Here is a 24143-nt window from a genome sequence, read left to right as displayed (position 1 = left end):
CATGTGGCGCGGTCTTCTTCTGGCACTGGCCGGCACGATCGCGGCAGTTACGGTGCAGGCGCAACAGCCGGCGGCGACACCCGATGTCGCCCTGGCGCAGCTGCTCGAGGAGGCACGCGCCGTCGGCCGGCCGGATTGCACTGCACCCGGCGCGGACAGGTTGGTGAGGGCCTACTGCACCGGCAAGATCCGCATCGGCGTGCGCAACTACTATCCGCTGTTCGGCGAGGTCAAGAACGGCGAGCGCGTCGGCTTCGAGCCGGACCTTGGCAAGGCGCTCGCGGAGCGGCTCGGCCTGGAGGTCGAGTTCGAGCGCGTCAACGCGGCGAGCAGGATTCCGCTTCTCGCATCGGACCGGATCGATTTCGTCATCGCCACCATGGGTCACAACACCCAGCGCGACGGACAAGTCCGTTTCATCCGGCCGCACTACTACCAGTCGGAGACGATCGTGGTCGCGCCCCGCAGCCTGCCGGTCAACGGCTGGCAGGATATGCCGGGCCGCACCGTTTGCGGCACGGTGGGCAACGGTTCGAACGCTGAAATCGTCGCGCACAAGACACGCTTGATGCTGTTCGACGAGGCCGGCGTGCTGCCCGACCGGCTGCGCGACGAGACCTGCTTCCTCGCCGCGCAGGACGACAGCTTCTTCGATTTCTACTTCATCGACGAATCGTTCGCCCGGCGCTTCGAGCGCAAGTTCGGCTTCGCCCAGGTGCCGTGGGGCATGGCGGTGGCGCGCGACGGCAGCGACAAGCTCGCCCACGCGCTCGATCTTCTGAGCCAGATTTTCCATCGTGACGGGGAATTCCTGAAGATCGCGCGCAAGAACCGTGTCGGCACCGCCTTCCTCGAGAAGCAGCAGGCGGTCTGGTCGAGCCCGCGCTGCAACACCGATACCGGCAGCACGAACCCGGATTGCGTCCTGCCGGCGCTGCACAACGTCATGCAGCCCACCCGCTTCGCCGGCAGCGTCGGCCGGCTCGAGGCCTGGTTCGACAAGACGCTCGGTTTCGACGTCTCGCTGCCGATGTTCAAGACCGAATCGGCCTGGTCGCTGTTCAAGAGCGGCATCTTCTACACCGTGGTGCTGGTGGTCGGCGCTCTCGCCGCCACCCTGATCTTCGCGCTGGTGCTGGGCGCCGCCATGGGCGCGCGCCTGGCGCCGCTGCGCTGGGCGACCCGCGGGGCGATCGTCGCGCTGCAATGCTCGCCCGTCGTGTTGACCCTGGTCATCGCCGCCGCGATCGCCCACGCCTTCTTTCCGTTCTCCGCGATGGTGGCGATCTGCGCGGCGATCGTGGCGCTCGGCCTGATGAACGGTGCCAACGCCGGACAGGCGATCGCCGAGGCCATGACCACCCTGCGCGACGAGCGGCACGAGGAGGGCATGAAGCTCTTCCTCCACGCCGTTGGCCGCTCGGCGAGCCAGATCGTCGCCTTCCTGGTCAACGCCGCCAAGGGCACGCCGATCGCGAGCTTCATCGGCGCCCCCGAACTTCTGAGCGCGCTCACCGACATCACGGCGTTCGCCAGCGGCCGCGGCACGACCTATTTCCTGCTGCTGGTCTTCTACACGGTGATCGTGATGGCGGTGGTGTGGATGGGCGGCAAGTTCCGCCTCTACCTCGAACGGCACCTGGCGGCGGCGTGACCATGTCGACCGAACGCATCCTGTCCGACTTCCTGCCGCAACTGCTCGCGGGCATGGCCGTCAACTTCGAAATCGCTGCCATATCGCTCGTGCTCGGTTTGGTCCTCGGTTTGCTGCTGATCGCGGGGCTGCTCGCGGGAGGGATCGCCAGCGGCGTGTCGGCGTCGGTGACGGCCCTGATGCGGGCGGCGCCGACCTTCGTCGTCATGTTCTTCCTGCTGAACTCGATCCCGCGCGACGCCACGCTATTCGGGTTCTCCGTCGCCATGTCGGGGGTCATGGCGGTGGCATTGTCGCTGCTGCCCTATGCGGCTGCCTATGTCGCCGATTCCGGCGTCGAGGCGGTCAAGCAGCTGCGCGGCGGCTCGCCGCTCGGCGCCCTGCTGCTGCTGCCCAACCTCGCCCGCGCCTTCCTGGTGCTGGTGATGTCGTCGAGCGCCGGCGCGGCCATCGGCGTCAGCGAGGGCATCGCCGTCATCCTGCGCCACGCCGAACAGTTGCCGGCGCTCGGCGATCGCCTGGTGCTCTTTGCCATCGGCATCGTGTGCTACGGCATTCCCCTGCAGCTCGGCTTCGCGCTGATCCGCCTGCTGCAGCGCAAGCTCGGCGAGCGCATGACCCGCGAAAAGGCGGCATGAACCAGTCCTACCGGTCGGTGTTCCGTCCCGACCTGTTCGCCGGCCGGACGATCGTCGTCACCGGCGGCGGCTCCGGTCTCGGCCGTTGCACGGCGCACGAACTGCGGTCGCTGGGTGCCCGCCTCGCCCTGATCGGCCGCACACGGGACAAGCTCGAGCGCGTGAAGGAGGAGCTCGGCGATCCCGCCACGCTCGTGTTTGCGGCCGATCTCCGGCGGGAGGAGGACGTCCGTGCGGCGGTCGAGGACGTGCTCGGCAAGGCCGGCCGCATCGACGGGTTGGTCAACAACGCCGGCGGCCAGTTTCCCGCGCCGCTCAAGGACATCTCGCTCAACGGCTGGAATGCGGTCGTCGCCAACAACATGACGGCAACCTTCCTGGTGTCGAAGGAGGTCTACCGCCGCTGGATGGAGGCCAACGGCGGTGCCATCGTCAATGTCGGTGCCGATTTCGAGCTCGGCATGCCGGGCATGGGCCACAACGGCGCGGCCCGCGCCGGGCAGACCAATTTCACCTATACCGCCTCGGTCGAATGGGCGCATTCCGGGGTGCGGGTCAATTCGGTGATCCCGGGCTTCATCGCCTCGTCGGGCCTCGATCGCTATCCCGAACGCGCCCACGACGTGCTGCGTTCCGTGAAGGGCCGCGTGCCGCTCAAGCGCCACGGCACCGAATCGGAGATCGCCGCCGCCATCGTCTATTTGCTGAGCGAGGCAGCAGCCTATGTCACGGGCATCGCGTTGAGGGTGGATGGCGGCCTGCACAACAACGCGCGCTCCTCGTTCTACAGCGTGCCCGATCACGACAAGTCGAAGCCCTACAACGGCTTTCCGCTCTACCGGCCGCCCAAGGTCCTGGAATAGATCGCTCACCCGAGGAATGGAGAAGACGATGCATGCCAGTCGATGGATCGTCGCATTCTGCTTCGTTGGCCTGTCGACCGTGGCCGCCCAGGCGCAGACGGCGAAGGCCGCGCTGAGGGACGCCGCCGGCAAGGACGTCGGCAACGTCGTGCTCGTCCAGGCGCCGCAGGGCGTGTTGATCCGCTTGACCCTGAAGGGCGCTCCGGCCGGCGAGCGAGCCTTTCACATCCATGCCGTCGGCAAGTGCGAACCGCCCTTCACCAGCGCCGGCCCGCACTTCAATCCGGACGACAAGAAGCACGGCGCCCATGCCGGCGACATGCCCAACCTGCACATTCCCGAAACCGGCGATCTCTTCGTGGAGTTGGTAAACCCGGCCATCACCTTGGCGAAAGGCGCGGCGAATTCGGTGTTCGACGCCGACGGCTCGTCCATCGTGATCCACGCCGGGCCCGACGACTACAAGACCGATCCGGCCGGCAATGCCGGCGACCGCATCATCTGCGGCGTCATCACGGAGTGACGCCGTCTTGTCGGGGCGGGGTGCGGCAATCGAGCCGAGCCGAGCGGACCCACGGTCGGGCAACCCGGACGCCGAGCCGCGAGTTGGTTTGCCAAGTCGCAAACCAGTCACGGAGAGCGTCATGAACCGGACGATCGCCTTCTGCTCGATGGGCCTCGCGGCGGCGGGGCTGTGGTTGATGCCGGCGGCCCACGCCCAGGGCCAGGATCCGAACCCGCGCACGCCCGTCCCGTCGGCGCCGGCCAAGCCAGCCGACATATCCGATGCCAAGCTCGACTCGGCGGCCGCCGCCGCCAGGGACGTGTTCGTCATCCGCAGCAGCTACGAGCAGAAGCTCTCGGAGGCCAGCGGCACCGAGAAGGAGCGGCTGACGGGCGAGGCCAATCGGGCGATGGAACAGGCGGTTGCCAAGCAGGGCCTGTCGGTCGAGGAATATCAGACCATCATCCAGGTCGCGCAGTCCGATCCCGTGGTGCGCGGCCGGCTGATGGAACGGTTGAACAAATAACGCATCGCAGGCTCACCACCCTGTGATGGGTGGCGGCAAATCCGGCCGCCGCGCGGTAGAGTATCAGCGATACCATGCGGCGGACTTGGACTTGGCGTTTCGACCTGCCTCCGGAGCGGCTGTGGCCGTTGCTGGCCGACACCAACCGCTTCAACGAGGCGATGGGCTTGCCGGCCTACGTGCTGGAGGAAACGCCGCAGCCCAACGGCACCGTGTTGCGCCGCGGCAAGGGCAAGGCCGCCGGTTTCGCGCTGGCGTGGGAAGAGAAGCCTTATGAGTGGATCGCCGGCCGCCACTTCCGGCAGGCGCGCGAATTCACCAAGGGGCCGTTCCGGCGCTTCGGGCCGGTGTTCGATCTCGAAGCCGACGGCAGCGGCTCGCGCGTCAGCTATGCGCTGGAGTGGGAACCTCTCACGCTGATCGGGCGCCTGTTCGGCAAGCGTCTGGCCGAGCAGGCGGGCGGCGCGGTCGGCAAGCGAATCCTCGAGGCGGTCGCTTTCGCGAGGGGAGAGCGCGTCATGCCGTTCGACCTCGCGCCGCCGCAGTTGCCGGAGGGCGCGCGCGAGCGGGCCGCCACGCTCGCCGCCGAGATCGACCGCAGCCCCTACGGCAACGGGCTCGGCCACCGCCTGTGCGAGCACGTGCTGACGGCGATGGCGAGCGATCTCATGCACCTGAAGCCGAAACGGCTGGCGCGCGACTTCGGCGTGCCGGAGCGGCAGGCGATCGAGGCGTGTCTCGCCGCGGCGCGCGCCGGGCTGCTCACCATGAAGTGGGACCTGCTCTGCACCAATTGCCGCGGTGCCAAGCTCACGGTGGCGGCGCTCAGCGAGTTGCCGCGCGGCGCCCATTGCCCGTCCTGCAACATCGACTACGACCGCGACTTCGAGCGTAACGTCGAGCTTGCTTTCGCGCCGGCCGCCGCGGTGCGCCCGTTGATGATGGGCGGCTATTGCCTCAGTGGCCCGATGGCCACGCCGCATGTCCTGGTCCAACTGGTGCTGGCGCCCGCCGAGCATCGCATCGAGCGGATCGAATTGCCGCCCGGCCGCTATCGCCTGCGCACGCTCCATCCCGGCGGCACGGTCGAGATCGACCATGACGGCGGCGCCTTCCCCGGCCTGCGCGCCACCGGTCGGGCGGTCGAGCCGTTGCCGCCGACGGCCCGCGGAACGATCGAATTCGTCAACGCCGCGGGATTCGAGCTCGCGCTGCTGGTCGAGGACCGCACCTGGACGCGCGACGCCTTGACGGCGCCGGAAGTGATCTCGCTGCAGGCCTTTCGCGATCTCTTCTCGGAAGCGACGCTCCGGCCGGGCGACGAGGCCGGCGTCGGCCATGTCGCGCTGCTCTTCTCCGACCTGCGCGGGTCGACCGCGCTTTACGAGCGGGTCGGCGACGGCGCCGCCTACAACCTGGTGCGCGAGCATTTCGCCCTGCTGGCCAGCATCGTGCGCGATCACAACGGCGCGGTGGTGAAGACCATCGGCGATGCCGTCATGGCCTCGTTCGGCGACCCGGCCGACGCGGTGCGCGCGGCGCTGGCGATGCAGCAGGCCATCGTCGCGCACGAGCTCGTGCTCAAGCTCGGCATCCATGTCGGGCCGAGCGTCGTGGTCAATCTCAACGACCGGCTCGACTATTTTGGCTCAACCGTCAACATGGCGGCCCGCCTGCAGGGCCAGAGCCAGGGCGGAGACATCGTGTTGAGCGAGGCGGTGGCGGAAGATCCCGCGGTCGAGCCGCTGCTCGCCGACCAGTCGCTGCACCGGGAAAGCGTGGCGCTGAAAGGCTTCGGGAGCCCGATCGGCTTCGTGCGTCTGGTGCCTCAGGCGCCGAAATAGGCGCTCATCACCGCGGCCGCCTCGTCGTTGGCCTTCAGTCCCTGCTGCAGGAAGCGGGTCAGGGAAAAGAAGCCGTGGATCGTGCCGGGGTAGTTCACATAGGTCGTCTTGACGCCCGAATCGATCAGCCGGTCGGCATAGGCGCGGCCCTCGTCGCGCAATGGGTCGAAGCCCGCGGTCAGGACGAAGGCGGGCGGCAGGCCGCGGAAATCCGTGGCGAGCAGGGGCGAGAGGCGCAGGTCGGCGAGGTCCGAGGCGGCCGGCACGTAGGCCTTCCAGAACCAGTCGATCAGCGGCGCCTCGAGGAAGTAGCCGGTGGCGAAATCCCGGTGGGACGCCGTTTGCCGGCGCGCATCGGTCGCGGGGTAGATCAGCATCTGGAAGGCGGGGCCGCGCTCGCCCGAATCGCGGCAGGCCTGGCAGACCACGGCGGAGATGTTGCCGCCCGCCGAATCGCCGCCCACCGCGAGGCGCGAGCCGTCGGCGCCGAAGGCCAGCGCGTTGTCGCGGATGTGGCGGAAGGCGGCGAGGCTGTCCTCGATCGGCGCCGGAAAGGGATGCTCCGGCGCCAGGCGATAATCGATCGAGACGACCTGGCAGCGGCTGCGGTTGGCGATGCGCCGGCAGGTGGAATCGTGCGTCTCGATGTTGCCGATCACCCAGCCGCCGCCGTGATAGTAGACGAGGGTGGGCAGCGGCGCATCGAGCGCGCCCAGCGGACGGTAGCGACGGAAGGCGATGGGACCCGCCGGGCCCGGCAGGGCGCCGTCGATCGTCTCGGCCACCTGCGGCGGCTCGGCCTCGCTGTCCTCCGACATCTTGTCGACGGCGATCCGGCCTTCCCGGTAGGGCAGGGTGTAGAGCCGGGGTCGTCCCGCCTGGACCGCCTTTTCCATCAGGTCGAGCAGCGTCCGGGCTTCCTCGTCGAGCATTTGTGCCTGTTCCTCCTCAGCGGCCGCCGACTGTGCGGGCGGGCCGGAGAAGGAGCAAGTCTCCGTCTCGGCGTTGTATTGTAATTGTATTGTTTCGACCGCATGTGTTATACGACGGGCATGATGCCGTTCGTTTCGTGCGCGTCCGGTGGGGCGGGTTCTGTTGCAACAGGCGTTGCGAAGAGTTTTGGCGATTTTGGCGATTTTGGCGAAGGGTTTTGGTTCCGATGCGGTATTATTTGTACGATTTCCGGCATTTCCGCCGCTAGAACTCGACGTCGAGCTCCTCGACTTCCTCGGGCTCGGCACGCGCCGCCGCCGTCCATTCGAGCAGGGCCGGAAAGGCCAGCATGAGGTCGCGGTAGGCGGCGCCGGCGGCGTCGAGCGCCACGCCGTAGGTGGCGAAGCGCGTGCAGACGGGCGCGTACATGGCGTCCGCCATCGTCGGCGTCGCGCCGAACAGGTAGGGCCCGCCATAGCGCTGCAGGCAGTCGCGCCAGATCGCGGTGACGCGATCGATGTCGGCCTGCGCGCCCGCCCATACCTTGAACGAGTCGTGCCGCGCCTTGAGGTTCATCGGCAGCGCCGAGCGCAGATTGGCGAAGCCGGAATGCATCTCGCCGCACACGGCGCGGCAATGGGCGCGCGCCACCTTGTCGGCCGGCAGCAGGCCTGCCTCGGGCTTGATCTCGTTCAGGTACTCGGCGATCGCCAGCGTGTCCCACACCTTGACCGGCCCGTGGTCGAGGCAGGGCACCAGGAAGGAAGGCGACAGCAGCAGCAGCTCGGCACGGGTCGCGGGATCGTCGATCGGCGCCATCCGCTCGTCGAAGTCGAGCCCCGCCATTTTGCACAGCAGCCAGCCGCGCAGCGACCAAGAGGAATAGTTCTTGCTACTGACGGTTAGAGAAGCCTCGGCCATGTCGCCGGGTATGCAATTTCCGAGCCGGCTGCCGTTAATGCTGTATGCACTGTACCAGACCGCCGCCGATGTGATGCTGCCGATGCGCGTTTGGGCGACAGTGGCTGGCCAGACTTTGGCCACCGGCGGCGTCTCCCAGGCCGAGAATTGGCGCGCGGTCGGGGCGTTGTGCGAGATGATGAGCCGGGCGGCGCTCAACCATCGGCGGCCGTCCTTCGGCATCGCCGAGGTGAAGCAGGGCAACCGTGTGGTGCCGGTGCGCGAGGAGGAGGTGCTGGCGACTCCCTTCGGCACCTTGCTGCGCTTTGCCAAGGAAGGCGCGCCGGCGCAGCCGCGCGTGCTGGTGGTGGCGCCGCTGTCGGGCCACTTCGCCACGCTGCTGCGCGACACGGTGCGCGTGCTGCTGCCCGAGCACGACGTGCACATCACCGACTGGGCGAACGCACGCGACGTCGGCCTGTGGAACGGCCGCTTCGGCTTCGACGAGTACATCGAGCATCTGATCTGGTTCCTGGAGGCGATGGGGCCGGGCGCGCACGTCGTGGCGGTGTGCCAGCCCTGCGTGCAGGCACTGGCCGCGGCGGCGGTGATGGCGGAGGACGACAACCCGGCCTATCCGCTGAGTCTCACCTTGATGGCGGGGCCGATCGACACGCGGCTCAATCCGACGGCGGTCAACGAGCTTGCGACCGGCCGCTCGATCCACTGGTTCGAGCGCAACCTGATCAGCCGCGTGCCGGTGCGGTTTTCCGGCGCGATGCGGCGGGTCTATCCGGGCTTCTTGCAACTCACCGCCTTCATGAGCATGAACGCCGAGCGGCACATCAAGGCGCAGATCGACCTCTATCGCGCCCTGGCGCGGGGCGACACGCAGCAGGCCGAGGCCATCAAGACCTTCTACGACGAGTATTTCGCCGTGCTCGACATGACGGCCGAGTTCTATCTCGAGACGGTGCAGCGGGTATTTCAGGAGCACCTGCTGGCCAAGGGCGAGCTCGAGTGGAAGGGCCGCCGGGTGAACCCCAGGGCGATCCGCCGCACCGCCCTGTTCACCGTCGAGGGCGAGCGCGACGACATCTGCTCCATCGGCCAGACGGTCGCCGCGCACGACCTTTGTTCCAGCCTGCGGCCCTATCGCAAGAAGCACTATATGCAGGCCGGGGTCGGCCACTATGGCGTGTTCGCCGGCAAGCGCTGGGCCGGCCAGATCTACCCCTTGGTGCGAAACACCATCCTGGCCAACGAGTAGGCCTGTGGCGCCTGCCAGGGCATTTGCGTTATTTAAGCGCCATGGCTGACTTTCCGAAGAAGACCCTCGCCGACTGGGAAGAGCTCGCGGCCAAGGAGCTGCGCGACAAGCCGCTCGGGTCGCTCCACTGGACCACGCCCGAGGGCATCGTCGTGAAGCCGATCTATACCGCGGCCGACCTCGAGAACCTGGAGACGCTCGGCTCGGACCTGGGGGGCTCGCTGCCGGGCTTTCCGCCCTTCACGCGCGGCCCGAAAGCGACGATGTACGCCGGCCGTCCCTGGACGGTGCGCCAGTACGCCGGCTTCTCGACCGCCGAGGAGAGCAACAAGTTCTACCGCGCCAATCTCGCGGCCGGGCAGATGGGCCTGTCGGTGGCGTTCGACTTGGCGACGCACCGCGGCTACGACTCCGACCATCCGCGCGTCGTCGGCGACGTCGGCAAGGCGGGCGTGGCGATCGATTCCGTCGAGGACATGAAGATCCTGTTCGACGGAATCCCGCTCGACAAGATGAGCGTCAGCATGACCATGAACGGCGCCGTGCTGCCGGTGCTGGCCGGCTACATCGTCGCCGCCGAGGAGCAGGGCGTGCCGCAGGACAGGCTCGCTGGCACGATCCAGAACGACATCCTCAAGGAGTTCATGGTTCGGAACACCTACATCTATCCGCCCGGGCCGAGCATGCGCATCGTGGCCGACATCATCGAACACACCGCGCAGCACATGCCGAGGTTCAACTCGATCTCGATCTCCGGCTATCACATGCAGGAGGCCGGAGCGACGCTGGTCCAGGAACTGGCCTTCACCCTGGCCGACGGGCTCGAGTACGTGCGCGCCGCCAAGGCCAAGGGCCTCGACATCGATGCCTTTGCGCCGCGCCTTTCCTTCTTCTTCTGCATCGGCATGAACTTCTTCATGGAGGTGGCGAAGCTCAGGGCCGCGCGCTTCCTGTGGGCCGAGCTGGTCCGGCCGTTCGAGCCGAAGAAGGCCGATTCGCTGTCGCTGCGCACGCATTGCCAGACTTCGGGGGTGTCGCTGACCGAAAAGGACCCCTACAACAACGTCGTCCGCACCGCCTACGAGGCGATGGCGGCGGTGCTGGGCGGCACGCAGTCGCTGCACACCAATTCGTTCGACGAGGCGATCGCGCTCCCGACGGTCCAGTCGGCGCGCATCGCGCGCAACACCCAGCTCATCCTCCAGCACGAGACGGGCGTCACCAAGGTCGTCGACCCGCTGGCCGGCAGCTACTATGTGGAGTCGCTGACGGCGAGCCTGATCGCCGAGGCGCGCAAGCTCATCCAGGAGGTCGAGGCGCTGGGCGGCATGACCAAGGCGGTGGAGGCCGGCATGCCCAAGATGCGCATCGAGGAGGCGGCGGCCCGGCGGCAGGCGCGTATCGACCGCGGTGAGGAGATCGTGGTCGGCGTCAACAAGTTCCAGCTCGAGGAAGAGCCGCCGATCGAGATCCTCGAGGTCGACAACGACGTAGTGCGCGAATCGCAGGTCTCGCGCCTGCAGAGGATTCGCTCCAGTCGCGACGAGCAGAAGTGCGTCGCCGCGCTCAAGGCGCTGGGCGAGGCGGCGCGCAGCGGCACCGGCAACCTGCTGGCGCTTTCGATCGAGGCGACGCGCGCGCGCGCCACTGTGGGCGAGATCTCGTCGGCGCTGGAGGGTGTCTACGGCCGCTACCAGGCGACCATCCGCTCGATCTCCGGCGTCTATGCCAGCGAGTGGGAGGGCGACGAGGGGTTGGCGCGCATCCGCACCGACATCGCGGCCTTCGCCGAGGAGGAGGGCCGTCGGCCGCGCCTCATGGTGGTGAAGATGGGCCAGGACGGCCACGACCGCGGCGCCAAGGTGATCGCCACGGCTTTTGCCGATCTCGGCTTCGACGTCGATGTCGGACCGCTGTTCCAGACGCCGCAGGAGGCGGCCCGCGCCGCCATCGAGAACGACGTGCACGTGATCGGCGTGTCGAGCCAGGCGGCCGGCCACAAGACCCTGGTGCCGCAGTTGATCGAGGAACTCGCCGGGCAGGGCGGCGCCGAGGTGTTGGTCGTGGTGGGCGGCGTCGTGCCGGCGCAGGACTACGACTTCCTCAGGAAGGCCGGCGTGGCGGCGATCTACGGCCCCGGCACCAACATCCCGGCCGCCGCCGCCGAGATCCTCGGCATCCTGCGCAGCCGCAGCCAGAAGCGCGCGGCCTGAGGCCGTTCGCTTACCGCCGCATCTCCGCGCGCTCCTCCGGCGTGAGCGGGCGCTGGCGGAAGAACAGCAGCCTGCCGCGGATCGTGCCGAAGCCGGTCTTCGCCTCGAGCTTCACGGGATAGCGGAAGTCGCTGTCATCGAGCCGGGCGAACCAGAGCCTCATCGTGTCCTCGCGCTTGCTCTCGGCCTCCTTCGGCGCGTCGTGGAACTCTCCCGCGACGCGGCGCGTATGAACCTCGCATACCAGGAGCTCGCCCCTCGCCTGGGGAACGCCGGCCTGTGCGGGCGTTTCGGTGCCGACCTTGCGCAGCATCACATCGATGCGCCGCTTGCCGTCGTTGGAGGGCACGGTCTGCTCGCAGGCCGCGGCGCCCGCCATGCCGACCGACAGGGCCCCCGACAGGGGATCGAGCGAGCCGCGGCGCTTGTCCTCGGGGATCACCACTTCCGGCCACGGCTTCCATTCCGGATTGTGCTGTTCGCGCATCTCGCCGTCGGGTCCGTACTGCGCCAGCCAAGTGCGTGTCTTGTCGCCGACCACGATCGACATCGAGCCGCCCTCGGGCTGCGCGCCCTCCGGCAGGAATCCGCCCCAGGCACGATTGCGGCCGACATAGTGGATGGTGACCAAACGCAGCAGGCCCTCCTTGAAGGTACTGCTTTCGACGTCGTAGCGGTTGCCGTCGAACTTGGCGGTGAAGTCGATGCGAAAGCCGGAGAAGCCGGCGAAGGTGATTTCGTAGCCGACCTCGACGTGGCGGTCGCTCTGGGCCCGCGCGGCGGTCGAAGCGGCGGCGCACAAGGCGAAAGCCGCCAAGGCCCTACGAAAACTCATGAGATGCTTTCCCCCCGGGGGCTTACTTCGGCCGCACGGGCACGATAGAAGGCCCGCGCCCCCGACACCACCCGACTCGCGTCGCTATCCACCCCGCATTTCATGTCGCCAGATCCCTCCGTTCGCGCGCCCGGCATCGATTCGGGCCGGTCGTGGCACGTGCTTTCCATCCTTGGCAGGCATTTGTGGCCAAAGGGGGAATTCGGCCTGCGCGCCCGCGTCATCGTGGCGCTGGTCTTGCTGGTGCTGGCCAAGGTCACCAATGTCTATGTTCCGATCCTCTACAAGGACGCGGTCGACGCGCTGAGCGATCCGCGCGTCCAGGCCGTCGTCGTGCCGGTCGCGCTGATCCTCGCCTACGGCGTGGCGCGCGTGCTGGCGCAGGCGCTGGGCGAGGTGCGGGATGCCATCTTCGCCCCGGTGTCTCAGCGGGCCATACGCAACCTCGCGCTCGAGGTGTTCCGCCATCTCCACGCCCTGTCGCTGCGCTTCCACCTCGAACGCCAGACCGGCGGATTGAGCCGCGTCATCGAGCGGGGCACGACGGGAATGGAATTCCTGGTCCGCTTCACCACCTTCAACATCCTGCCGACACTGTTCGAGATCGTGCTGGTCGGCGCCATCCTGTGGCGCCTCTACGACTGGCGTTTCACGGCGGTGACGTTCACGGTGATCGGCGGCTACATCGTCTTCACCATGGTGCTGTCGGAGTGGCGCATCCTGCACGTGCGCCGGATGAACGACGCCGACACGGCCGCCAACGCCAAGGCGATCGACAGCCTTCTCAACTACGAGACGGTGAAGTACTTCGGTAACGAGCGGCACGAGGCTGCCCGCTATGACGTCGGTCGACGCCAGTACGAGATGGCGGCCATCCGCTCGAGCCGCACGCTGTCGCTTCTCAACGTCGGCCAGGGGGCGATCATCGCGGTCGGCCTCGTGCTGGTGATGGTGATGGCCGGGCAGGGCGTGGCCGCGGGCACGATGACCGTCGGCGACTTCGTCGCGGTCAACGCCTTCCTGCTGCAGCTCTACCAGCCGCTCAACCTGCTGGGCTTCGCCTATCGCGAGATCCGCAACGCGCTGGTCAACATGGAGCAGATGTTCGGCCTGCTCGACGTGCACGCCGAGGTCGCCGACAAGCCGGGTGCGCCGCCGCTCGCCGTGTCGGGCGGCGAGATCGTGTTCGACCATGTCGACTTCCACTACGAGAAGGCGCGGCCGATCCTGCACGACGTCAGTTTTCGGGTGGCGCCGGGCCACACCGTCGCCATCGTGGGGTCGAGCGGTGCCGGCAAGTCGACGGTGTCGCGCATCCTGTTCCGCTTCTACGACGTGGCGGCTGGGCGGGTGCTGATCGACGGTCAGGACATCCGGGACGTAGCGCAGGCGAGCTTGCGCACGGCGATCGGCGTGGTGCCGCAGGATACCGTGCTGTTCAACGACACGATCTTCTACAACATCTGCTACGGCCGGCCCGACTGCACGCGCGAGGAGGTCGAGGCTGCGGCGAGGCTGGCGCGCATCCACGACTTCGTCGCCGGCTTGCCGCAGGGCTACGACTCCATGGTCGGCGAGCGCGGCCTGAAGCTGTCGGGCGGCGAGAAGCAGCGCGTGGCGATCGCGCGCACCATTCTCAAGAACCCGCGCATCCTGCTGTTCGACGAGGCGACCAGCGCGCTCGACACCCGCACCGAGCAGGAGATCCAGCGCTCGCTGGAGGACGTGAGCCGCGGCCGCACCACGGTGATCATCGCGCACCGGCTGTCGACCATCGTGCATGCCGAAGAGATCGTCGTGCTCGATCGTGGCCGCGTCGCCGAACGCGGCCGGCACATCGACCTGCTGGCCCGCGACGGCCTCTATGCCGACATGTGGCGCCGCCAGCAGGAGGCCCAAGCCGAGGCCGAGCGCCACATCGAGGAACCGCCCAGCTTCCGGACTGAGGGACACATGCATGTCCCCGACTAGCGGCTCCGTCGCGGTCGGGCCCTGGCGGTCGCTTATCCCGGTGTTCGCCGCGTGCGGCGCCATCGGCCTGCAGGCCGGGGCCGGCATGCCGCTGGTGCCGCTGGCCCTCGAGCAACAAGGCCACGACAAGCTGACCATCGGCGTGATCGCGGCCGCCTGGGGGCTCGGCATGCTGGCGTTCGGTGCGCGCATTCCGCAGGTCACGGCGCGGTTTGGGGCGGTGCCGGCGATCATCGGTTCGGTCGTCATCGGCTCGGTGGTGACGGTTGCCTACACCTTCACACAGAGCCCTGTCGTCTGGTTCCTCCTGTCCTTCCTGCACGGGGTCGTCGGCGGCGTGCCCTGGGTCGTCACCGAGATCTGGATGAACGTGGTGGTCGAGGAACGCCAGCGCGGTCGCGTGATGGCGGCCTATGCCATGCTCGTCGCACTCGGCCTGGCGCTCGGTCCGCTGGTGCTGCAGGTCGTCGGGGTCTACGGGCCGCTGCCGTTCTATGCCTGCGCCGGTCTCGCTCTCCTCGTCGCCCTGCCGCTGCTGCCCTATTGGAACAGGGCGCCGATCATCAAGCATCACGCCGATTCGGGCTTCATGAAGGTCATGGCGCTGGCGCCCCTTGCCCTGTTCGCCGCCTTTGCCTGCGGCCTCGGCGAGCAGGTCGCCTTCAGTTTCCTGCCTGTCTACGCCGTGGGGGCCGGTGTGCCGGCCGAGACCGGAGCGCTCTGGCTGTCGGTCTTCGTCGTCGGCAACATCGTGCTGCAATGGCCGATCGGCTGGATGGCCGACCATTTCGATCGCCGCGCGGTGCTGGCCGGCTGCACGCTGGCCAGCACCGCGCTCGTCGTCGCATTGTCGATGGTGCCGGCGACGTCGCCCGCGGTCTATGGGGTGGTGCTGCTGTGGGGCGGCATCTCGTTCGCCATCTATCCCGTCGGGCTGGCGTTGCTCGGCCAGCGCTTCCGCGGCGGCGACATAGCGCGCGCCAACACCGCCTTCAGCCTGCTCTACATCTTCGGCGGTCTGGTCGGGCGGCCGGCGACAGGGGCGGCAATGGATCTGTTCGGCGACCCCGGCCTCGGCGGCACGCTGGCCCTGTTCTATGCGGCGGCCGGCATCTTCGCCTTGCTGGCCTTGCGCCGGCCCGGCTGATAAGTCTCGGGTCGATGAGCGATCCCCTGCTCAAGCCGCTGCTGGCCGGCGACCGTCACGCGCTTGCCCGCGCCATCACCCTGATCGAATCGACCCGCAGCGACCATCGCGAACGCGCCGATGCGCTGCTGGCCGATGTGCTGCCGCATACCGGCAAGTCGGTTCGGCTCGGCATTACCGGCGTGCCGGGTGTCGGCAAATCGACCTTCATCGAACGTTTCGGACTGGCCGTGCTCGAGCGCGGCCGCTCGCTCGCCGTGCTGGCGATCGATCCGTCGTCCAAGCGGGGCGGCGGTTCGATCCTGGGTGACAAGACTCGCATGGAGGAACTGTCGCGGCGTCCCGCCGCCTTCATCCGGCCGTCGCCCGCCGGCGCCACCCTGGGCGGCGTGGCGCGGCGCACCCGCGAGGCCATGCTGCTGGTGGAAGCCGCGGGCTTCGACACGGTGATCGTGGAGACGGTCGGAGTCGGCCAGTCGGAGACGGCGGTCGCCGACATGGTCGACATGTTCATCGTGCTGCTGTTGCCGGCCGGCGGCGACGACCTGCAGGGCATCAAGCGCGGCGTGATCGAGTTGGCCGACCTCATCGTCGTCAACAAGGCCGACGGCGACCTGAAGGCGACCGCCCAAAGGTCCGCCGCCGACTATCAGCACGCGCTGCGCCTGTTGCGCTCGCCGACCCAGGGCTGGACGCCCGAGGTCACGACCTGCTCGGCGCTGGCCGGCGACGGGGTGGCGGATATCTGGCAGACCGTCGAGCGTTTCCGGGCCGCCGTCGGCGAAAAGGGCGTTGCCCGTCGCCGTGCCGAACAGGCGCGCGCCTGGATGTGGAATGAGGTGGGTGAGACCCTGCTGGGCGAACTGCGCAAGCACCCGGAGGTGAAGCGGCTGGTGATCGGGCTCGAGCGCGAAGTCGAGACAGGAAAAGCTACTCCTGCGGCAGCCGCCCGTCGTATGCTGCAAGCGTTCCATGGCCGCTAAATCAATCGTCCGTCGTGCCCGCCGCGCCGCCGCCCGGCAGGAGCTTCCTTTCTGGAAGCGCAAGACCCTGGCGCAGATGACCAAGCAGGAATGGGAATCGCTCTGCGACGGCTGCGGCATGTGTTGCGTCAACAAGCTCGAATACGAGGGTACCGGCGAACTCGCCCAGACCGACACTTGCTGCAAACTCCTGGATCCCAGGACGGCGCGTTGCCGGGACTACAAGAACCGCAAGAAGATCGTCCCGAACTGCATCCAGCTCACCCCAAAGGTGGTGGCCCGGATGGACTGGCTGCCCAAGACCTGTGCCTACCGTTTGGTCCATTTCGGGCAGGACCTGTACTGGTGGCATCCCCTGCTTTCGGGCGACTCGGAAACCGTGCACCAGGCGGGAATCTCGGCCCGGGGGCGCGTGATTCCGGAGGATCAGGTCGAGGATATCAGCGAGCGGGTGGTCGACTGGTACGCTTGACGAGGCCCCCTGCGGACCCTAAAAAGCCGGCCTTCCCGCCGCCCGGCGGGATCGTTTTTTAGCGGATATCGTCATGCCTCGTCGTTGCGCCGTTTCGGGCAAGGCCGTCCAGTACGGTCACAATGTCAGCCACGCCAACAACAAGTCCAAGCGCCGGTTCATGTCCAACCTGCAGGTCTCTTCGGTCCTGTCGGATGCGCTGGGCCATTCGGTGCGACTGCGCGTCACGCCGCGCGGGCTGAAGACCATCGAGCACAATGGCGGCATCGACGCCTTCCTCCTGGGCACCAACGACAGCAAGCTCAGCCCGGAAATGAAGGTGCTGAAGCGCCGGGTCGTATCGGCCAAGGTGAAGAAGGATGCCAAGAAGGCCGCGTAAGCGGCCTTTTTAGTTTTCCAGCTCGAACAGCAGCAGGATGTTGCGCTGCAGCGGGTTGAAGTTGTCGTCCGACATCAGCCACAGCAACGTCTCGCCGCGCCGGCCGACCGTTGCTGCGATGCCTTCGAGGTTGTCTACCGCATAGGGCGAAGCGAGGAACGCCAGCTCTTCCGGCTGGACGGTGCCGCCCGGCTGGAGCTGCGATGCGGGAAAGCGCACGACGCGGCAACGCACGCCGCGCACCATGTCGAAAGCGCGCTCGAGTGCCGCGAACGAACCGTCGGGCAACCTTGTCAACGCCGTGGGCCGGAAGTCCGGGCGGGCGGCATAGGCAAAGCCCTGCCAGTTGTAGCGGCCATTGCCAGCCGGCGTGCCGATCCATCCGGCGGTTGCGCCGGACCGCGTCGCCAGATCCTCGCTGATGGCGACCACGCGGCCATCGGGCAGCGCCGCCAACGCTTCGATCCCGCCATTGTTCGGTTGCTGTGCAAACTCCGGCGCTCCCTCGACCGGCTTCGGCGGGGCGTCCAGTTCGGCGTAGCGCCAGATCCGGTGTTGACGCTCGAACGACACCAGCCAGCCGCCGTCAGGCAGCCTTGCCAGTCCTTCGGCGTCGGCGAGCGCCTTGTCGCGGATGGGCAGGCCGTCGAGGCCGCGGAGGGAGCCGATACGCGCGCCGCTCAACCCCGCGAGATTGCCGTCGGAATCGTAGGCGACGATGGCGGTGAGCCAGCTCCCCTCGTCGGAGATCGCGGTGAGCGAGCGCCCGTCCGGTGCGACGTGGAGGTCGGACCAGCCGCCGAAATTCGGCGAGCTGGCCGTCATCGCCACGCCGCCGCGCCACTTCAGTCGGCCGACCTGCCTCGCCTGCGGGTCGTCGAGCTTGAGCGTGAGCACGGAGGAACGGATCTGGACAGACAGATCCTGCGCTCCCACGGGAGCGGGCGGCGGCGCGCCGGCGCAGGCGGCGGCGATCAGTAGGCAGAAGGTGGTGAACGACCGGAAGGCGGCGCGCATGGGGCGCGTCCGCTCTAGCACGGATCGGCGCGATGCCGGGAGATCAGGCGGTGCGGCGGCCACCCGACTTGGTTGTCGCGCCCCGGGTCGCCCGGTTGGCCGAACGTCCATGCATGGTGCGCAGTTCCTTGGTCTCCTCCTCATCGAAAAGGGAGGCGAGCTGCTCCATCATCGTGCCGCCGAGCTGGTCGGCATCGACGATCGTGACGGCGCGACGGTAGTAGCGCGTGACATCGTGGCCGATGCCGATGGCGATCAGCTCGACCGGCGAGCGCGTCTCGATCCAGTCGATGACGTCGCGCAAATGGCGCTCCAGATAGTTGCCCGGGTTGACCGACAGGGTCGAATCGTCGACCGGCGCACCGTCGGAGATCACCATCATGATCTTGCGTTCCTCGGGGCGCGGCAGCAGGCGGTTGTGCGCCCACAGGAGCGCCTCGCCGTCGATATTCTCCTTGAGGATGCCCTCGCGCAGCATCAGGCCGAGATTCTTGCGCGCCCGTCGCCAGGGCGCGTCCGCCGGCTTGTAGATGATGTGGCGCAGGTCGTTGAGGCGGCCTGAATTGGCGGGCTTGCCGGCTGCCAGCCACTGCTCGCGGCTCTGGCCGCCCTTCCAGGCACGGGTGGTGAAGCCCAGGATCTCGACCTTGACGCCGCAGCGCTCGAGCGTGCGCGCCAGGATGTCGGCGCTCATCGCCGCGACCGTGATCGGCCGGCCGCGCATCGAGCCGGAATTGTCGATCAGCAGCGTCACCACGGTGTCGCGGAAGTTCGTGTCCTTCTCGATCTTGTAGGACAGCGAATGCATCGGGTTGGTGATGATGCGCGTGAGCCGCGCCGCATCGAGCATGCCTTCGTCGAGATCGAACTCCCAGGCGCGATTCTGCTGCGCCAGCAGCCGGCGCTGCAGGCGATTGGCGAGCTTGCCGATCACGCCCTGCAGATGGCTGAGCTGCTGGTCGAGATGGTTGCGCAGGCGGCCAAGCTCCTCGGCGTCGCAGAGCATCTCGGCCTCGACGATTTCGTCGAACTTCGTCGTGTAGGCATGATACTGCTGGCCGAGCGGCTCGTTGGAAAGCGCGCCGGGCGGCAGCCATGGGCGTTCGGCGCGGCCCGGCTCCTCCTCGTCGCCCGATCCCATCTGCATCTCGGTCTGCGCCTGGTCGGCGACGGTCTCGGACGCATCGTCCTGCTCCGACGCGTCCTCGGTTTCCTCGCCCTGGGCGCCGTAGCCGTGCGTCTCGCTGGAATCGCTCTGGTCATCGCCGGTCTCGTTGGACTGGCCGTCGGCGTTCTCCTGGTCCTGGCTCTCCTCCTGGTCCTCGTCCTGCAGGTCGGCCGATTCATCGCCGAGCTTGAGGTCGCGGATCAGCTGGCGTGCCGCGCGGGCGAAGGCATCCTGATTGGCGAGCGCGTCCTTGAGCTTCTGGAAGTCGCGGCCGGCGGCGGCCTCGATGTCGGCGCGCCACATGTCCACCATCGCCCTGGCCGCGTCGGGAGGTGCCGCGCCCAGGAGCTGCTCGCGGGCGATCAGCCCGATCACGTCGGCGATAGGCGCATCGTCCTTGGATTTGATGCGGGCATGCCCGCGCTGATCGGAGCGCTGCCGCCAGAGGGCGGAGAGGTTGTCGGCGACGCCGGCCATGCGCCGGGCACCGAGCGCCTCGACGCGAACCTGCTCGACGGCCTCGAAGATCGCCCGAGCGGTCTCGCCGCGCGGCACGCGCCGCAGGTGCATCTTGCGATCGTGATGGCGTAGCTTGAGCGCCATCGAATCGGCTTCGCCGCGCACGCGGCTCACGTCCTCGACCGGCAGGTCGCGTGCCGGCACGGTGATGCGCGCCTCCTGGCCGAGCAGCGAACCGCCGTCGGGCACGAATGAGACGTTCACGTCCTTCTTCGAAATCGCCCGCATCGTGGTCGCGGTGACCCGGCGGAATTCCTCGATGGGCGTCGTGTCCTTGGCCATCAGGCCCTCTTAGTGCAGCTTTCCGCCCTTGCCGCTGCTCGCCGGCAATTCCTTGCCGAAGCAGCGTTGGTAGTACTCGGCCAGCGTACTGCGTTCGACCTCGTCGCACTTGTTGAGGAAGGTGAGACGGAAGGCGAAACCGATGTCGCCGCCGAAGATGCGGGCGTTCTCGGCCCACGTGATCACCGTGCGCGGCGACATCACGGTCGAAATGTCGCCGGCGATGAAGCCGGCGCGAGTGAGGTCGGCGAGCGCCACCATCGCCGAGATGATCTTGCGGCCTTCCTCATTGTCGTAGAACGGCGTCTTGGCTGCGACGATACCCACTTCCTGCTCGTGCGGCAGGTAATTGAGCGTCGTCACGATCGACCAGCGATCCATCTGACCCTGGTTAATCTGCTGCGTGCCGTGATAGAGACCGGTCGTGTCGCCGAGTCCGACGGTGTTGGCGGTCGAGAACAGACGGAATGCCGGATGTGGATGAATCACCTTGTTTTGGTCGAGCAGGGTGAGCTTGCCGTCGACCTCGAGCACGCGCTGGATCACGAACATGACGTCGGCGCGGCCGGCATCGTATTCATCGAATACCAGCGCCGTCGGGTTCTGCAGCGCCCACGGCAGGATGCCCTCGCGGAACTCGGTGACCTGCTTGCCGTCGCGCAGCACGATCGCGTCCTTGCCGATCAGGTCGATGCGGCTGATGTGGCTGTCGAGGTTCACGCGAAGGCAGGGCCAGTTTAGGCGCGCCGCCACCTGCTCGATGTGCGTCGACTTGCCGGTGCCGTGGTAGCCTTGAACCATGACGCGTCGGTTGAAGGCGAAGCCGGCGAGAATCGCCATTGTCGTGTCGTGATCGAACAGGTAGGCGTCGTCGACCTGCGGCACGTGCTCGGTGGCCGCACTGAAGGCTGGCACTTCCATGTCCGTGTCGATGCCGAAGAGCTGACGGGCGGAAACCTTGATATCCGGCATGCCCGACACGTTCTGCCGGGCCGCGGTCGTCGTCGAAGCCATCACATGTCCTACAAAACAATGCCCGCCAAATTGCGGGCCCTGCGCAGTGTCGCAAGCCGCTTTGTGCACCGCAAGCGGGCAAATGGACGCTTCAGGTCTGCAGGAAGCACGTCACTCGACCGGCAGGTTCTCCGATGCCCGCAGGGTGGAATAGGCGGCGTTGATTTCCTTGAGCTTTTCTTCTGCTTCCCGCGCGCCTCCATTGGCGTCGGGATGGTGGAGCTTGACCAATTCCTTGTAACGAGATTTCACGTCCGCCTGGGTCAAAGGCCACGAAAGTTCAAGAACTCCCAATGCGTTGCGTTCGGCGGGCGTGAGTTGCTCGCCGCCGTCGAGCCGCGGGGCGGGTCGTTCGCCGAGGCCTGCATCGTCTGCAAGATCGAGCGGATCGTGGATCCTCGGACCGCCGTTGTGCCGACCGCCGAGCGGCCAGACCGGGCGCCGCCAGATCGTGTCGGCGCGGATGTGCGCCTCGATCTGCTCGGCGTCGAGGCCGGCGAAGTAGTCCCACTTTTTGTTGTATTCCCGAACGTGCTCGAGGCAGAACCATCGATATTCGTTCAGCCGATCGCGCGCGCGGGGAGCACGATACTCGCCGTGCAATCGACAGCCGGGCGATTCGCAGACTCGCCGATAGGGCTCTGCGTCGTCGCGCGCCGCCAGAGGATTCGCTCGCCGCCGGGGCATTCATCTAATATGTGGCGAACGGATAGAACGGGCAAGTGAGGCGGCTGATGGGCGCGGTGGCGATGGCGATTGACAGCAAGTTGCGGAAGCGGTTCACGCCGACTCGGCTCTCGATCGAGGACGAGTCGTCGAAGCATCGCGGTCACGCCGGCCATCGCGAAGGCGGGGAATCGCACTTCCGGGTCGAGATCGTCTCGGTCGAGTTCGAGGGCAAGAGCCGCGTGCATCGCCAGCGGCTGGTCTACGAAACGCTCAAGGAAGAACTCGACGCGGGCCTTCATGCGCTGGCGCTGACGACGCTGACGCCAGCCGAAGACGGACGCCGCTGACGGCGCCGTCGTCAGCCGTCCATCTCGATTTCCTTGCCTTCGGCGGCGGCGCGCACGGCTTCCGCGCCCGGGCCGGTGTAGAAATGAGGCGCCCAGCGCTTCACCACTTCCCCGTTCGCCGCCCAGGCATGACAGGTGTCGATCACATAGGGCTTGCGCGGCGCCCTGACTTTCGCGTCGTCGGGCGGCGGAAGAGCGCCTTTTTCGGCGCGATGAGCGCGATTGAGGTCGCGGGCCTTGCGCGACGACATGGTCTGGAAGGCGGTGGTCGCCACCGGGCCCAGCAATTCGACGATGTGCGTGCAGCCGTGCACGCCGCCCAGCCGCTCGCGCACGGCACGGTGGAAGCCGCCGCCGATCCTGAGTCCGATCAGTTTCCTGAAGTCGGGCGCGATCTCGCCGCAGACTCGGTAGGGTGAACTGTCCGTCACCGCCTCGACGTTGACGATGGTGAGTTTGTGGTCGAGCGTGAGACGGATCGACATGTCGTGGACGAGGTCGCCCGGCTTGAGCGCGCCACGCCATTCATTGGGGTGCTCGTAGGTCTTTTCGTCGGTGATGCGCCCCTCGATGTCCCAGAGCCCGTCCTTGCGGAAGAAGCCTTGGCAGGTGACGCGGCGCGTATGCAGGTGCTGTCGCCCGACCGGCGGCGAAAGCGGCATGTTGAACCTCTTCTATGGTGCCTGGATCTTGGCCGCTTGTATGGCCGCGGTGGGGACGATCCGCAACTCGGCGATTCGGGTGCCCTCGCGCTTCAGAATTTCGAAACGGAAGCCGTGGAAAGCATAGACTTGCCCCACCTCCGGGATGCGGCGCGCCTCGTGGAGCACGAGGCCGGCGATGGTGATGGCGACACCCTCGGGAAGCCGCCAGCCGAACTCGCGATTGAGGTCGCGGATCGGCACGTCGCCCTGGCAGACCAGGCTGCCGTCGTCGCGGCGGACGACACCCCGTCGGATCGCATCGTGCTCGTCCTCGATGTCGCCGACGATCTCTTCGATGATATCCTCCAGCGTGACGATGCCGCGAAGTGCACCGTACTCGTCGACGACGATCGCGAAGTGCTCGTGACGCGTGCGGAACGCCTGCAGCTGGTCGAACAGACTGGTCGACTCTGGAATGAACCAGGGTGCCGTCATGACGTCGGCGATCCGGACCGTCGCCGAATCGCCGGCCGCCTTGATCGCCCGGAACAAGTCCTTGGCATGGAGGACGCCGAGGATGTTGTCGGGTTGCTTGCGGATCAGGGGAATGCGGGTATAGGGCGCCGCCAGTACTTGGCCGACGATGGTGTCGATCGGATCGTCCGCGTCGATCAGCACAACGCTTGCGCGATGGGTCATCACGTCGCCGACGGTACGGTCGCCGAGATCGAGCACCGATCGTAGCATCGCCTTTTCTTCCGGCGCCGCCTCACCGATCTGGCCCTCACCGTGCAGTTCGATCGCGCCGCGCAGCGCCTCGACATGCTCCTCGCCATCCTGCTGGACCTCGGCGCGCACGCCCAACAGACGGAGCATTCTGCGGGCGACGAACGTTACCGTGCCCACTATCGGGCCCAGCACCCGCAGCAGCACTGCGATAGACGGCGACAGCGCCAGCGCCACACGATCCGCATTCAGCAGAGCCCAGGTCTTGGGCATGACCTCGGCGAACAGCACGATCAGCGCCGTGATTGCGATGGTGGCGTAGACCACGCCGGCGGCGCCGAACAGGGCTGTCAACACCGCCGTGGACAGCGATGCGGCGAGGATATTCACCAGGTTGTTGCCGAGCAGGATGACACCGACCGCCTGGTCCTTGCGGTCGAGTAGGGAGTTGACCAGGGTAGCCCGCCGACTGCCTTGCTGTGCGAGCCTGTGCATGCGCGGTCGCGACGCGCCCGTGATCGCGGTTTCCGCGGCCGACAGAAAGAACGACAGCAGCAGGCAGAGCACGACGAGCGGTCCGGCAATCGCGGCGGACAGCGCGAAAGGATCCGCGTCGGTCATGGC

23 protein-coding genes are annotated in these 24143 nt (G+C 67.4%); 14 read left to right on the top strand and 9 right to left on the bottom strand.

The window, feature by feature from the left end; translation table 11 throughout:
• Nucleotide 1: 1 nt before the first annotated feature.
• The 6 genes from KIT25_19425 (at nt 2) to KIT25_19400 (ending at nt 6030) form a co-directional block, all read left to right on the top strand.
• Nucleotides 2–1654, top strand: coding sequence for a transporter substrate-binding domain-containing protein (locus KIT25_19425; GenBank protein ID UYN94186.1), 1653 nt, complete (start codon nt 2–4; stop codon nt 1652–1654).
• 2 nt (nt 1655–1656) lie between these two features.
• Nucleotides 1657–2292 (top strand): hypothetical protein, encoded by a 636-nt coding sequence (locus tag KIT25_19420; GenBank protein ID UYN94185.1) that lies wholly within the window; start codon nt 1657–1659, stop codon nt 2290–2292.
• A complete protein-coding gene (locus KIT25_19415; GenBank protein ID UYN94184.1) occupies nt 2289–3155 on the top strand; it encodes an SDR family oxidoreductase in 867 nt (288 codons plus the stop codon). Before KIT25_19420 ends, KIT25_19415 begins: the two co-directional genes overlap by 4 nt.
• A gap of 28 nt (nt 3156–3183) precedes the next feature.
• Nucleotides 3184–3678, top strand: a complete 495-nt coding sequence (locus KIT25_19410) for a superoxide dismutase family protein (protein ID UYN94183.1) — start codon at nt 3184–3186, stop codon at nt 3676–3678.
• A gap of 121 nt (nt 3679–3799) precedes the next feature.
• Complete coding sequence (locus tag KIT25_19405) at nt 3800–4186, top strand: DUF4168 domain-containing protein (protein ID UYN94182.1); 387 nt, start codon at nt 3800–3802, stop codon at nt 4184–4186.
• A gap of 74 nt (nt 4187–4260) precedes the next feature.
• On the top strand, nt 4261–6030 hold the full coding sequence (locus KIT25_19400; protein UYN94181.1) for an adenylate/guanylate cyclase domain-containing protein: 1770 nt from the start codon (nt 4261–4263) through the stop codon (nt 6028–6030).
• Here the strand turns inward: KIT25_19400 and KIT25_19395 are convergent.
• Entirely contained in the window at nt 6015–6962 is a 948-nt protein-coding gene (locus tag KIT25_19395; GenBank protein UYN94180.1) for an alpha/beta hydrolase, read from the bottom strand. The genes KIT25_19400 and KIT25_19395 overlap by 16 nt on opposite strands.
• A 265-nt stretch (nt 6963–7227) precedes the next feature.
• Nucleotides 7228–7884 carry a glutathione S-transferase family protein gene (locus KIT25_19390; protein UYN94179.1) on the bottom strand — a complete coding sequence of 219 codons (657 nt, stop codon included), beginning with the start codon at nt 7882–7884 and terminating at the stop codon, nt 7228–7230.
• A 37-nt stretch (nt 7885–7921) separates the two neighbouring features.
• On the opposite strand from KIT25_19390, the gene phaZ reads away from it, so the two are divergent.
• Both phaZ and scpA read left to right on the top strand, forming a co-directional pair.
• Nucleotides 7922–9133: a polyhydroxyalkanoate depolymerase gene (phaZ, locus tag KIT25_19385; protein UYN94178.1), complete on the top strand. Its 1212-nt coding sequence runs from the start codon at nt 7922–7924 to the stop codon at nt 9131–9133.
• Nucleotides 9134–9174: 41 nt separating this feature from the next.
• On the top strand, nt 9175–11346 hold the full coding sequence (gene scpA, locus KIT25_19380) for a methylmalonyl-CoA mutase (protein ID UYN94177.1): 2172 nt from the start codon (nt 9175–9177) through the stop codon (nt 11344–11346).
• Between the two features lie 10 nt (nt 11347–11356).
• Here the strand turns inward: scpA and KIT25_19375 are convergent, their stop codons facing one another.
• Nucleotides 11357–12181 carry a DUF3108 domain-containing protein gene (locus tag KIT25_19375; protein ID UYN94176.1) on the bottom strand — a complete coding sequence of 275 codons (825 nt, stop codon included), beginning with the start codon at nt 12179–12181 and terminating at the stop codon, nt 11357–11359.
• Between the two features lie 102 nt (nt 12182–12283).
• Between KIT25_19375 and KIT25_19370 the strand changes: the two genes are divergently transcribed.
• The 5 genes from KIT25_19370 to rpmB all read left to right on the top strand — a co-directional run bounded on the left by KIT25_19370 (nt 12284) and on the right by rpmB (nt 17133).
• A complete protein-coding gene (locus tag KIT25_19370) occupies nt 12284–14152 on the top strand; it encodes an ABC transporter ATP-binding protein/permease (protein ID UYN94175.1) in 1869 nt (622 codons plus the stop codon).
• Entirely contained in the window at nt 14139–15299 is a 1161-nt protein-coding gene (locus KIT25_19365) for an MFS transporter (protein UYN94174.1), read from the top strand. Before KIT25_19370 ends, KIT25_19365 begins: the two co-directional genes overlap by 14 nt.
• 14 nt (nt 15300–15313) lie before the next feature.
• Nucleotides 15314–16282 carry a methylmalonyl Co-A mutase-associated GTPase MeaB gene (gene meaB / locus KIT25_19360; protein UYN94173.1) on the top strand — a complete coding sequence of 323 codons (969 nt, stop codon included), beginning with the start codon at nt 15314–15316 and terminating at the stop codon, nt 16280–16282.
• Entirely contained in the window at nt 16272–16754 is a 483-nt protein-coding gene (locus KIT25_19355; GenBank protein UYN94172.1) for a YcgN family cysteine cluster protein, read from the top strand. The genes meaB and KIT25_19355 overlap by 11 nt, the downstream gene beginning before the upstream one ends.
• A 73-nt stretch (nt 16755–16827) precedes the next feature.
• Nucleotides 16828–17133, top strand: a complete 306-nt coding sequence (gene rpmB / locus KIT25_19350; protein UYN94171.1) for a 50S ribosomal protein L28 — start codon at nt 16828–16830, stop codon at nt 17131–17133.
• 9 nt (nt 17134–17142) lie between these two features.
• On the opposite strand, the gene KIT25_19345 is transcribed toward rpmB, so the two are convergent.
• The 4 genes from KIT25_19345 to KIT25_19330 all read right to left on the bottom strand — a co-directional run bounded on the left by KIT25_19345 (nt 17143) and on the right by KIT25_19330 (nt 21820).
• Nucleotides 17143–18150, bottom strand: coding sequence for an esterase-like activity of phytase family protein (locus KIT25_19345; protein UYN94170.1), 1008 nt, complete (start codon nt 18148–18150; stop codon nt 17143–17145).
• A 43-nt stretch (nt 18151–18193) separates the two neighbouring features.
• Complete coding sequence (cobT, locus tag KIT25_19340) at nt 18194–20119, bottom strand: cobaltochelatase subunit CobT (GenBank protein UYN94169.1); 1926 nt, start codon at nt 20117–20119, stop codon at nt 18194–18196.
• A 9-nt stretch (nt 20120–20128) separates the two neighbouring features.
• Nucleotides 20129–21133, bottom strand: coding sequence for a cobaltochelatase subunit CobS (cobS, locus tag KIT25_19335; GenBank protein ID UYN94168.1), 1005 nt, complete (start codon nt 21131–21133; stop codon nt 20129–20131).
• A 111-nt stretch (nt 21134–21244) separates the two neighbouring features.
• Nucleotides 21245–21820 (bottom strand): J domain-containing protein, encoded by a 576-nt coding sequence (locus KIT25_19330; GenBank protein UYN94167.1) that lies wholly within the window; start codon nt 21818–21820, stop codon nt 21245–21247.
• A 62-nt stretch (nt 21821–21882) separates the two neighbouring features.
• Between KIT25_19330 and KIT25_19325 the strand changes: the two genes are divergently transcribed.
• Entirely contained in the window at nt 21883–22149 is a 267-nt protein-coding gene (locus KIT25_19325; GenBank protein UYN97994.1) for a BolA family transcriptional regulator, read from the top strand.
• Between the two features lie 11 nt (nt 22150–22160).
• Here the strand turns inward: KIT25_19325 and KIT25_19320 are convergent, their stop codons facing one another.
• Both KIT25_19320 and KIT25_19315 read right to left on the bottom strand, forming a co-directional pair.
• Entirely contained in the window at nt 22161–22811 is a 651-nt protein-coding gene (locus KIT25_19320; GenBank protein ID UYN94166.1) for a DUF2889 domain-containing protein, read from the bottom strand.
• A gap of 12 nt (nt 22812–22823) precedes the next feature.
• On the bottom strand, nt 22824–24140 hold the full coding sequence (locus KIT25_19315; protein UYN94165.1) for an HlyC/CorC family transporter: 1317 nt from the start codon (nt 24138–24140) through the stop codon (nt 22824–22826).
• Between the last annotated feature and the right edge of the window lie 3 nt (nt 24141–24143).

The sequence above is a fragment of the Enhydrobacter sp. genome (assembly GCA_025808875.1).
GTDB lineage: Bacteria > Pseudomonadota > Alphaproteobacteria > Reyranellales > Reyranellaceae > Reyranella.
The sequence above is the reverse complement of the archived record's forward strand: the minus strand, read 5'-3'. Positions and strand labels throughout refer to the sequence as shown.

What these genes read in the sequence shown, in the direction of transcription:
- KIT25_19425 (UYN94186.1), top strand. Translation starts at nt 2, where the DNA reads ATGTGGCGCGGTCTTCTTCTGGCACTGGCCGGCACGATCGCGGCAGTT.
- KIT25_19420 (UYN94185.1), top strand. Translation starts at nt 1,657, where the DNA reads ATGTCGACCGAACGCATCCTGTCCGACTTCCTGCCGCAACTGCTCGCG.
- KIT25_19415 (UYN94184.1), top strand. Translation starts at nt 2,289, where the DNA reads ATGAACCAGTCCTACCGGTCGGTGTTCCGTCCCGACCTGTTCGCCGGC.
- KIT25_19410 (UYN94183.1), top strand. Translation starts at nt 3,184, where the DNA reads ATGCATGCCAGTCGATGGATCGTCGCATTCTGCTTCGTTGGCCTGTCG.
- KIT25_19405 (UYN94182.1), top strand. Translation starts at nt 3,800, where the DNA reads ATGAACCGGACGATCGCCTTCTGCTCGATGGGCCTCGCGGCGGCGGGG.
- KIT25_19400 (UYN94181.1), top strand. Translation starts at nt 4,261, where the DNA reads ATGCGGCGGACTTGGACTTGGCGTTTCGACCTGCCTCCGGAGCGGCTG.
- KIT25_19395 (UYN94180.1), bottom strand. Translation starts at nt 6,962, where the DNA reads ATGCTCGACGAGGAAGCCCGGACGCTGCTCGACCTGATGGAAAAGGCG.
- KIT25_19390 (UYN94179.1), bottom strand. Translation starts at nt 7,884, where the DNA reads ATGGCCGAGGCTTCTCTAACCGTCAGTAGCAAGAACTATTCCTCTTGG.
- phaZ (UYN94178.1), top strand. Translation starts at nt 7,922, where the DNA reads ATGCTGTATGCACTGTACCAGACCGCCGCCGATGTGATGCTGCCGATG.
- scpA (UYN94177.1), top strand. Translation starts at nt 9,175, where the DNA reads ATGGCTGACTTTCCGAAGAAGACCCTCGCCGACTGGGAAGAGCTCGCG.
- KIT25_19375 (UYN94176.1), bottom strand. Translation starts at nt 12,181, where the DNA reads ATGAGTTTTCGTAGGGCCTTGGCGGCTTTCGCCTTGTGCGCCGCCGCT.
- KIT25_19370 (UYN94175.1), top strand. Translation starts at nt 12,284, where the DNA reads ATGTCGCCAGATCCCTCCGTTCGCGCGCCCGGCATCGATTCGGGCCGG.
- KIT25_19365 (UYN94174.1), top strand. Translation starts at nt 14,139, where the DNA reads ATGTCCCCGACTAGCGGCTCCGTCGCGGTCGGGCCCTGGCGGTCGCTT.
- meaB (UYN94173.1), top strand. Translation starts at nt 15,314, where the DNA reads ATGAGCGATCCCCTGCTCAAGCCGCTGCTGGCCGGCGACCGTCACGCG.
- KIT25_19355 (UYN94172.1), top strand. Translation starts at nt 16,272, where the DNA reads ATGGCCGCTAAATCAATCGTCCGTCGTGCCCGCCGCGCCGCCGCCCGG.
- rpmB (UYN94171.1), top strand. Translation starts at nt 16,828, where the DNA reads ATGCCTCGTCGTTGCGCCGTTTCGGGCAAGGCCGTCCAGTACGGTCAC.
- KIT25_19345 (UYN94170.1), bottom strand. Translation starts at nt 18,150, where the DNA reads ATGCGCGCCGCCTTCCGGTCGTTCACCACCTTCTGCCTACTGATCGCC.
- cobT (UYN94169.1), bottom strand. Translation starts at nt 20,119, where the DNA reads ATGGCCAAGGACACGACGCCCATCGAGGAATTCCGCCGGGTCACCGCG.
- cobS (UYN94168.1), bottom strand. Translation starts at nt 21,133, where the DNA reads ATGGCTTCGACGACGACCGCGGCCCGGCAGAACGTGTCGGGCATGCCG.
- KIT25_19330 (UYN94167.1), bottom strand. Translation starts at nt 21,820, where the DNA reads ATGCCCCGGCGGCGAGCGAATCCTCTGGCGGCGCGCGACGACGCAGAG.
- KIT25_19325 (UYN97994.1), top strand. Translation starts at nt 21,883, where the DNA reads ATGGCGATTGACAGCAAGTTGCGGAAGCGGTTCACGCCGACTCGGCTC.
- KIT25_19320 (UYN94166.1), bottom strand. Translation starts at nt 22,811, where the DNA reads ATGCCGCTTTCGCCGCCGGTCGGGCGACAGCACCTGCATACGCGCCGC.
- KIT25_19315 (UYN94165.1), bottom strand. Translation starts at nt 24,140, where the DNA reads ATGACCGACGCGGATCCTTTCGCGCTGTCCGCCGCGATTGCCGGACCG.